The sequence below is a fragment of the Vicinamibacteria bacterium genome, assembly GCA_035620555.1.
In the GTDB taxonomy this organism is placed as follows: domain Bacteria; phylum Acidobacteriota; class Vicinamibacteria; order Marinacidobacterales; family SMYC01; genus DASPGQ01.
Map to the genome: position 1 here is coordinate 1 of DASPGQ010000818.1, position 9,164 is coordinate 9,164.

9 protein-coding genes are annotated in these 9,164 nt (G+C 62.3%); 6 read left to right on the plus strand and 3 right to left on the minus strand.

Going from position 1 to position 9,164, the window contains the following annotated elements:
• The 3 genes from VEK15_32655 to VEK15_32665 form a co-directional block, all read right to left on the minus strand.
• Window positions 1–824 (minus strand): gamma-glutamyltransferase (locus VEK15_32655; protein ID HXV65493.1); only part of this gene is annotated, 824 nt, incomplete at its 3' end.
• 19 nt (window positions 825–843) lie between these two features.
• Window positions 844–1,752 carry a diacylglycerol kinase family protein gene (locus VEK15_32660; GenBank protein ID HXV65494.1) on the minus strand — a complete coding sequence of 303 codons (909 nt, stop codon included), beginning with the start codon at window positions 1,750–1,752 and terminating at the stop codon, window positions 844–846.
• Complete coding sequence (locus VEK15_32665) at window positions 1,752–2,342, minus strand: hypothetical protein (GenBank protein HXV65495.1); 591 nt, start codon at window positions 2,340–2,342, stop codon at window positions 1,752–1,754. Before VEK15_32665 ends, VEK15_32660 begins: the two co-directional genes overlap by 1 nt.
• A 32-nt stretch (window positions 2,343–2,374) precedes the next feature.
• On the opposite strand from VEK15_32665, the gene VEK15_32670 reads away from it, so the two are divergent.
• The 6 genes from VEK15_32670 to VEK15_32695 all read left to right on the plus strand — a co-directional run.
• On the plus strand, window positions 2,375–3,196 hold the full coding sequence (locus tag VEK15_32670; protein HXV65496.1) for a PfkB family carbohydrate kinase: 822 nt from the start codon (window positions 2,375–2,377) through the stop codon (window positions 3,194–3,196).
• Window positions 3,193–3,465, plus strand: a complete 273-nt coding sequence (locus VEK15_32675) for a hypothetical protein (GenBank protein ID HXV65497.1) — start codon at window positions 3,193–3,195, stop codon at window positions 3,463–3,465. The genes VEK15_32670 and VEK15_32675 overlap by 4 nt, the downstream gene beginning before the upstream one ends.
• Window positions 3,462–5,183 carry a dynamin family protein gene (locus VEK15_32680; protein ID HXV65498.1) on the plus strand — a complete coding sequence of 574 codons (1,722 nt, stop codon included), beginning with the start codon at window positions 3,462–3,464 and terminating at the stop codon, window positions 5,181–5,183. Before VEK15_32675 ends, VEK15_32680 begins: the two co-directional genes overlap by 4 nt.
• Before the next feature lie 8 nt (window positions 5,184–5,191).
• On the plus strand, window positions 5,192–6,310 hold the full coding sequence (locus VEK15_32685) for an ABC transporter substrate-binding protein (GenBank protein ID HXV65499.1): 1,119 nt from the start codon (window positions 5,192–5,194) through the stop codon (window positions 6,308–6,310).
• 1,987 nt (window positions 6,311–8,297) lie between these two features.
• Window positions 8,298–8,459 (plus strand): hypothetical protein, encoded by a 162-nt coding sequence (locus VEK15_32690; GenBank protein ID HXV65500.1) that lies wholly within the window; start codon window positions 8,298–8,300, stop codon window positions 8,457–8,459.
• A 110-nt stretch (window positions 8,460–8,569) separates the two neighbouring features.
• Window positions 8,570–9,164 (plus strand): hypothetical protein (locus VEK15_32695; protein HXV65501.1); only part of this gene is annotated, 595 nt, incomplete at its 3' end.

Sequence of the window (9,164 nt, forward strand, 5' to 3'; positions counted from 1 at the left end):
TCATAGACCGTCCAACCTCGGTACGTCGTGCTGATCGGGGTGACCCATTCGGGCTCGAACTCCATGAGATCCGCAGCGGCGATCGCCCCGTCCATCTCTTCGGAGATGGCGAGGATGGCTTCAGCGGTCTTCCCTTTGTAGTAGCCGTCTCTTCCCTTTTCCGCGATGCGCCGGAGCGACGCGGCCAGGTCGGGGTTGCGAAAGATCTCACCGGGCTTCGGGGCACGACCGTTGATGAGAAAGGTCTCGGCCGCGTTGGGGTGGCTCTTGTGGAGATCTTCCGAGCGGGCCCAGCCTCTCGCGATGACTTCCGAGACCGGAAACCCGTTCTCGGCGTAATGAATGGCGGGGGCGAGGATCTCAGAGAACTCGAGCGAGCCGAGGCGCGCTCGCAGCGCGTGCCAGCCCGCCACGACGCCGGGCACGGTCACGGCATAGATACCTCGTTGCGGCATCTCCTCGATGTTCCTCGACGCCAGAAACTCGGGCGTCATCCCCTTCGGTGCCCAGCCGCTCGCGTTCAGGCCGTGAATCTCGCCGGTCTTCGCCAGGTAGACGATGGCAAACAGATCGCCGCCGATGCCGTTGCCGGTGGGCTCCATGAGCCCAATGGTCGCGTTCGCCGCGATGGCGGCGTCGATCGCGTTGCCGCCTCGCTCCAGGATCTGAACCCCCGCTCGTGCGGCAAGCGGCTGGCTGGCGGCGACGATGCCATATTGAGTCGCGACCATGGAGCGTCCCACGATCGGCTTGCCTTCTTCGTCGCCGTAGCCGACAGCGGAACCGGATGCGACCATCACCAGGAAGAGGGCGGGGCTCGACATGCTCGGATCCTCCTTTTGGTCATTCTATGCCCGCTCGACTCGTGCCAACAATCGCGACGCGGGGGAGGATGACCGCAAGAGCCCGATCTCTGACCTCGAGGCGGACGGGCGTCTCGCCCGCGGGCTCGCCGTCGAGCTGACAGCGTACCGGTGTGTCCGCCTCGACCGTCAAGCGATCCGTCTTGAAGTGCTCGATGTCTTCGAAGCTTAGATGCCGCCGCTGGAGCACGCCCAGGAGATAGCGAAGGTAGTCCCGGCGCTTGTCTCCCTGGAAGACGACGACGTGAAACCGCGCCTCGTCCATTCGCGCGTCGGGGGTGATGAAATAACGCGGGCCGAAGCGAGCGAGCTTTCCCGCGATCACTCCGGTGCCTCGACGCTCCTGCCCATCCGCCCAGACCCGGAGCGGACTCATCGGGTAGCTCGCGAGCAACCGGAATCCCGCGAGCCAGAAGGCGAGCACCCCGAGGGCGCTCTTGACCGCGACCTTCATCCGGTAGACGACCTCAGCGTCGATACCGATTCCCGCCATCGCGAGGAAACACCGATCGTTGGCCAGGCCGACGGGAATTCGCTTCACGATTCCGTGGCTCATCGCTTCGAGGGCGGCCTCGAGCGAGAGCGGAATGTGCGCCTCGCGGGCGAACACGTTGACGGTGCCGCCGGGAAGAACGCCCATCGGCGTGTCGGTCCCGAGCAAACCACCGGCCACTTCGTTCAGCGTACCGTCGCCACCCCAGGCGACGACCCTCTCGAAGCCGTCCTCGCTTGCCCGCCGCGCCAGCTCGACGGCGTGCCCGGTTCGAACCGTCGGAAAAGACTCGACCCGTGCTCCCACTGCCGAGAGCTTCGCGATCACCCGCGGCAGATCTCGTTCCTTGGAACGGCCTCTCCCCGCACTGGGATTGAAGATCACGGCGATGCGCATCAGCCGGGGGCCACCGTCACTTCGATCTCGTTTCGAAACTCACCCCAACCTTCCACGTCAGCCACGACGTCGATTACCCAGACGATCTTGCTCTCCATCGAACGGAAAGAGAAGGGTGCGCTCGCAGGAACGGGGAGCGCCACTCGATGGGTCTTGGGGTCGCCGGGCGTCAACTCGAGGTCGCGCTCGAGCACCTGCTCCTCGTCATGAAGGATGGCGTTTCGATGCCCAGTGGCCATCGCACCCTGTCGAGTGCATCGGAGCGCCGCCGCGAGCTTTCGAACGAGGACGGGCCGGCGCGCCACGGCGCGAATCTCCACCGCGAAACTTCCGCCAGGACTCACCTGATCGGACTCGAGGCCGAGGTCGATCGCGCGAAACGGATGTCGATCGAGGAAAGTGACGAGCCCGAGGCCGGCACGGAGCAGATTGGCCGCGACCGGAACCCATCCCACCAGGAGAATCCAACCGGATACACGCCCTTGATAGAATCGCCAAAAATGAAAGTAGACGAGCGACAGCATGGTTGCGACGAAGAGGGACATCCAGTATCGGCGTTTGCCCTGAGTGATGAGCGAGGTCCAGATCACGAGCTGGGATCCTATCTAGCCGATCCCTGAGCATGCCACTCGATTTCCTCGCCGTGGGTCATCTTACCGTCGATCGACTGGAATCCGGGTGCCGGCTGGGTGGAGCGGCCGCCTATTCCGCGATCACGGCTCACCGACTCGGCCTGAGGGCGGGCATCGTCACCTCGGTGGGAGCGGAATTTCCTTTTTTCGCCGAGCTCGAAGGAATCGAGATCCACAACGCCACGGGTGAAGCGACGACCGTTTTCGAGAACACTTACCGGGAGAACGTCAGGTCGCAGCGGCTTTTGGGACGAGCGGCATCGCTCGACCAGAGCCACCTGGCGCGAGTGCGTGTCACCGAGGAGGCCGCGGTTCTATACTGCCCCGTGGTCGACGAAGTTCGCATGCCGCTTGATCGACTCGCGCCTCGGGGGCTATCCGGGGTCGCGGCGCAGGGCTTCTTCCGACAGTGGGACGAGAAGGGCCGGGTCACCGTCCGGGATTGGCCCGACGCCGCCGATGCCCTCTCGCGAGCCGACTTCGTCTGCCTGAGCGAAGACGACGCCGAGCCGCAAGATGAGCTGGCCGCGAGGTTTCCCGGAATCGCCTGGGTCGTCACCCGAGGTGCGGGCGGATGCCGTGTCCATGCCCGGGGCGCATTCCTGGATTTCCCCGCGTTCCCCGCGAACGTCGTCGACCCGACGGGTGCCGGCGATGTCTTCGCCGCAGCATTCCTCATCGCGCTCAAGGAGAACATGCCGCTTCCACTCGCGGCGCGCTTCGCGTCGGGCGCCGCGGCCATCGTCGTGGAAGGCATGGGAACGAGCTCCATTCCCTGCCGTGCCGAGGTGGAGGCACGCATCGGCCGATGAAAGACACGAAGCTCGAGGCCTACTGCGATGCGATCGAGCATGAGTTCTTCCGTTTCAAGGGACGTCCGGGGAGGCTTTCGCCCGACGATTTCCGGAGAGCGAGCGAGTGGTACCGGCAGGGTCTCCCGCTTCATGTCGCACTCCAGGGCATCGCGTCGGCCTTCGCGGTCAGGGCGGGCGGACGGGACCAGGGCGTCGAGGAAGTCAATAGCCTCGCCTATTGTGAGGCCTTCGTCTCCCGGCAACGAAAGGGTCCGTTGAATCGATGAGCCTCGCGCGCATCCTCAGCGACAAGGAGGAGAAGCTCCTTCGAGAAGAAAGAAGCGCGCTCGGAGAGCTTCGTCTCGCGCTCGAGCGGGTCGGCATCGAAGAAGGCGACGCGTCCAGCTTCGACGCCTCCCACCGACAGCTCGACGAGCTCTTTCTCCTCGTCGTGGCGGGGGAGTTCAATTCAGGAAAGAGCGCCTTCATCAACGCGCTCCTGGGAGAAGCCCTTCTCGAAGAGGGGGTAACGCCCACGACGCGCCGCATCACCGTCGTGACCCAAGGGGAGAAGACCAGCCGCGAGAACGGCCTGGTGACCGCGCCGATCGACGTTCTCGAAAACGTCAACATCGTCGACACACCCGGTACGAACGCCATCGAGCGCGAGCACGAGCGGATTACACGGGAGTTCCTTCCTCGCGCGGACTTGGTGCTGTTCGTGACCTCGGCGGACCGGCCGTTCACCGAGAGCGAGAGAGCGTTTCTCGAGAGCATCCGCAACTGGGGGAAGAAGATCGTTCTCGTGGTGAACAAGATCGACGTGCTGGAAGACTCGCGTCAGATCGATGAGGTCGAAGGCTTCGTGAGTGCGCAAGGGGCGAAGCTCCTCGGGGGCTCGCCCGAGGTGTTTCCCGTCTCCGCCCGGCTCGCTCTTCGGGCGAAGCAGGCGAAAAACGACGAGCTCCTGACCGCGAGCCGATTCGCGGCGCTCGAGGCCCACATCGCTCGCACCCTCGACGAGCGCGAGCGAGTGAGGCTCAAGCTCTTGAATCCCCTTGGCGTCGCCGGTGCGCTGGTCGAGAAGTATCTTGGCGTCGTATCCGCCGAGCTCGGGCTGCTCAAGGATGATCTCGAGATGCTGTCGGAGATCGAACGGCAGCTCACTCTTTATCGTGAGGACCAGACGCGCGACTTTGGCTATCGCCTTGCCGATATCGACAACGCCCTCCTCGATTTCGAGAAGAGAGGAGCTCATTTCTTCGAGGAGACGCTGCGCCTGACTCGTGTCTTCGAGATCGTCAACAAGGCGAGGGTGAAGGCCGATTTCGAGAAAAAGGTCGTGGCGGATTTGCCTCAGACGGTCGAGAAGCGCACCGAGGCGGTCATCGACTGGATGGTCGAAAGCGAGCTACGCCAGTGGAAGGCGGTGATGACGCATCTGGAGAAGCGCCGAACGGCGCGCGAGGGCCGTCTCGTCGGACGCCTCCCAACCACGTTCGAACAGGATCGGAAGCGTTTGCTCGACTCGGTGGGAGCCGCCGCGCGACGAGCGGTCGAGGGCTACGACCGCGAACGGGAGTCGACCCGCCTGGCCGACTCGGTGCAAGCCGCCGTGGCAAGCACGGCGCTCCTGGAGGTGGGTGCCGTGGGCCTGGGAACGCTCGTGAGCCTCATAGCGACCTCGACCGCAGTCGACGTCACCGGCATTCTCGCCGCCGGGGCTCTCTCCATCGTCGGGCTGCTCGTTTTGCCCGCGAAGAGGCGGAGAGCTCGTCGCGAGCTGAACGCGAAGGTCGCGGAGGTCCGAGAACAGCTCATGGGGTCACTGCGCCAGCAGTTCGAGCGGGAGATGACGGCGAGTCTTTCGCGGATCGAAGATGCAGTCGCACCCTATACCCGCTTCGTTCGATCGGAGCGCGACCGATTGGGCAAGGCCCGGACCGAGCTCGAAGATTCGCGGTCGGAGCTCGGCGGGTTGAAGGAAGAGATAGACGGCCTTTAGAGTTATTCATGCTCGCACCCATTCTCTGGCTCGCGCTTCAGGGGGTCACCGCGGACGCCATCCTCGTGGGGATGGAGGGGCCGGCTCAGTCGTTCGCCGTCGACGAGGAGAACCTGGGAATGAGGGTCCTTATCGCGGAGGTGAACGCCCGAGGCGGCATCCACGGTCGGAAGCTCGTGGAGAAGAGCTATCCGCGAGGCACCGAGGACCCCCTGGGGGATGCGCTCCGAAACGTGCGCCAGCTGGTCGAAGAAGACGCCGTCTTCCTACTCTTCAACTTCGGCGGCCCGGCTTCCGTCCCGATAGGCGCCTATGCCGTGGAGCGGAAGGTCCCCTACCTCTTTCCTCACACCGCACTGCTGACGGTGGAAGGCGAGCGGTATGTCTTCACGTCCTACCCTCGGTACGACGGCGAATCGCGCGTCATGCTCCGTTACCTCGCGCGCACGCTGGGGTTGAAACGCATCGGCGTCATCCACGATCCCAACGTCTACGGCCAGTACTTCGTCGATCGAGTGCGTGAGCTCTCGGACGAGCTCGGCTACACGTTTGCGGGAAACGAGCCCATAGCGACTCGCGACCCTCCCGACGGGACGGAACCGATGCGAGCTCTCCGGGAAGCGAAGCCCGACGCCGTCGTTATGGCACTCTACCCCGCCCAGGCACGAAGGGTCATGGAAGCCAAGAAGGGCCTCGGGTGGACGGACGTGCGGATGGTCTCTTCCGGTCCCCTGACCGACGAGCAATACCTCGACGTGGAAGGGGGAGCCTCGGATGGCACGCTCGGCTTCTGTCATTATCCCGATCCCGAGCTCGCCGAAGGACCGGGCTTCGACCGCTATCGCGAGCTCATGAGGAGATACGCTCCGGAGCACCGACTCAACCGCTATTCGCTCTACGGTTACGTCTTCGGCTCGATCGTCGTCGAGGCGCTCGAGCGAGCCGGCCCCGAGCTCACGCGCGAACGATTCCTCGACGCCATGGAGTCGATCCGGGATTGGGACTCGGGCGGCATTCTTCCCGCGGTGAGCTTCTCCGAGGACGACCACCACGCCCAGACCGCCGGATTCATCTGCGAGCTGAGAGACGGCCGATTCCGAGGCATCACCGGCTGGCTCGATCCCTGAGCTCGTCTGTGCCGTGGCGCTCGATCTTGGCCGATACCACGCTTTCGTGAAGACGCCTGCGCCGATTGAGGCCACCCTCTCGCCCGCTGTGTCCTTGGAGGCTCAGCACACGTGGGCGTACAATCGAAACGAGATGCTCGTCTCTCGCTTGGCTGCGCTACCCGCCAGCGATCTGCAGTCCTATTGCAACGCCGCCCAACATCCACACGCCAACTCCGGCCTTCGAGGGATCTTGCCCGCACACCTCTCGCTACCCGACCAAATAACGCAAACTCCCCCACGGCGATACTTTCCGTCGACCGATCGCTTGAATGAGAGTTAGTCGGTCCTATGGCCATATTCAAAAGCCCGGTTGTCCCGGCAATGCTCATTCTAATTACCACTTTCGGACTGTGGCTTTGCCGGTCTGACGGTCCAGTCGGCGATTTAAACTCAGGTTTCGTTAGTGCGGAGACGAAGCTGGAGGCAGAGCCGCCTGTCGAGAGCGCTACGTTGTTTACGTTTGGCTCGCCAGGCCGCGGCTTCGGACAACGAATCTGGGTCACCTTGGAAAGTGGGGCTGACCTGAACGAAATCTTCGACATGAGCACCTTCGCCCCGCTCCGACCAGGCATGACTCATGACGACGCCGGCGCGCTCCTCGGGAATCCCGCGTCGTCTACAACGGATCGATGCGGCGAGCAATGGTCGAGCTATCACACGGGCAGCGGTGACTTGTTTGTTGGATGCCGTCATGAGCTAACGGAATTCCCTCCCTTGTCGTTCTCCTGTGGCTGGGAACTCTACGCCACACCCATGGGGGGAATTGAGCTACTGCACAGACAAATTCAGGTGTATGTCGAGGAAGCGCGTCGGGTGAATGCGCGGGCTCGACGCGAGATTTCGATTCGCTCAGCTGATTCTGTGCTGACGATCTTTCTTTTCGCGGATTCGACGGAGAGGCTAGATTCAGTTCTATGGAAAGAGGGAGAACACCGTGGAAAGTACGCCTTTTGTTGGGCAGCCGACTAACTTCCGGATCGAGCGGACGTGGCCCGCTTCGGCACCGGCGGAGAACCGATGACTTACATCGCCTTCGTTGAGCTCACCGGTTTATCAAAGGCTGGCCACGCCGCTCATCCGGGGCGTTATACGCATCGTGCGTCGATGCTCTAGCATGTAACCATGGGTGGACGGATTGGACTAGGTCTGGTGGTGCTTAACCTTCTGGGCTGGACACTCTTTCATTTCCTAACGCCCGTGGCGCCACCTCGTGCATGGACGCCGCCACCTCCAACGCGCCCAGGTGAGGTCCACATCTTCGACTGCTGGGATTGCCCCCGCATTCGACTTTTGGACCGAGAGTTCGGAAGTTACTGGGATCCGGTGCCGGTTAAGTTGCTCGTTCTGGCAAATCTTCCTTCTCTGTGGGTAGGGGCCGGTCCGAGTGACTATTTTGAATTTCGAGAAATCAGGCCGTTCTCGTTTTTCTTCACCATGGTCGTGCAGTGGTTGGGGGTCGGACTCGTAGCGGGAGTATTGTTCCGAGCCATATCTCGCTTACGCGGTAAAGGCTCGCGTTTTCATCGGGGGACGCCCCATCCGCCTCCTGAATACAAAGGTTATGAGTGTTCCGAGATTCGGCGGACTGAGTGAGGGGTGCGTGGAATTTCACGTCCTCGGCTGGCTTGTTCGTGCGGACTCGGAAGCCACACGTCTCGCGCACGAGCGTATGGGGCTCGGGGGACCGGAGTCATGTGGGTGTGTGTACTGTCGGAATTTTGCAGCCGGGAGACAGCTTGCATACCCGCAGGAGGCCCGCGAGTTGTTTTCGCGTTTGGGCATTCGACCTGACAGGGAGACGGAGGTCGGCGCGCCGGTCCGAATGTCCCAAGGTCGCTGGCTCTACAGCGGGTGGTTCCACTTCGTGGGTGACATCATCGATGGCTCGAAGCTTCCAGCACCGTTGGCCACTGTCCATGCCAGCGGGAACGTGGGAGGAGGCATCGTGCGAGAATTGGAATACGAAACCCTGGTAGATGGCTTTCAGATGGCGTTCTCCACGCAGGTCCATCTTCTACCCGAGCCATTCAAAGGCCAAAGAGTCGTCCAGCTGGAGTTCTGCGCGAACATCCCTTGGATGATCCGGGACCAGGAACCCGATTCATGAGATGGACGGGAGCGCCGCCGAACCGGTTGCAGCGGACAATCGGCGCAGATGTAGTTCGGTGCGCGCCGCTTGCCGCTGAACCGGGGTGTTAGGCGCCCGAGACAGAGACCTTGGCTCCACGCTTTCGCTCAACCATCCCTTTTGGGGCTCGACCGAAAGTCATCGCTCGCTTTTCTAGCGGCGCTCCAAGACAGATTGAATTTCGGCTTCGTCGCAAGATCGTCGGATACCGTTCACTGCATGAATCCGGTGAGGTTGAGTTCGATTACAGCATCCAGAATGGACTGAGAGATGGTCTGGAATGGCGCTTCGATCTCCCCGGCATCCTCGTCTCGCTGATACCCTACAGGAACGGACGGGAGCATGGCACCGCTAAGCAGTACGACGACAACGGGACATTGATCGGGACTTACCGAATGGTCCACGGCACGGGAATTGATCTCTGGCGGTCGACACACTTGGACGACGGCTCCACCATGCTTAGCGAAGTCCGCTACATGAAAGACGGAACCCCGGACGGGTTTGAATGGTGGATAAACGATGATCAGTCTTCTGTGTATGAAGAGAAGCATTGGCGCAACGGATGTCTTCATGGTATCGAGGGCCAATGGAACTCAAATGGAAAGCTACGCCGCGGTTACCCAAAGTACTACGTCGACGATCAGAAAGTGACAAAGCGGCAGTACATTCGTGCCGCCGAACGGG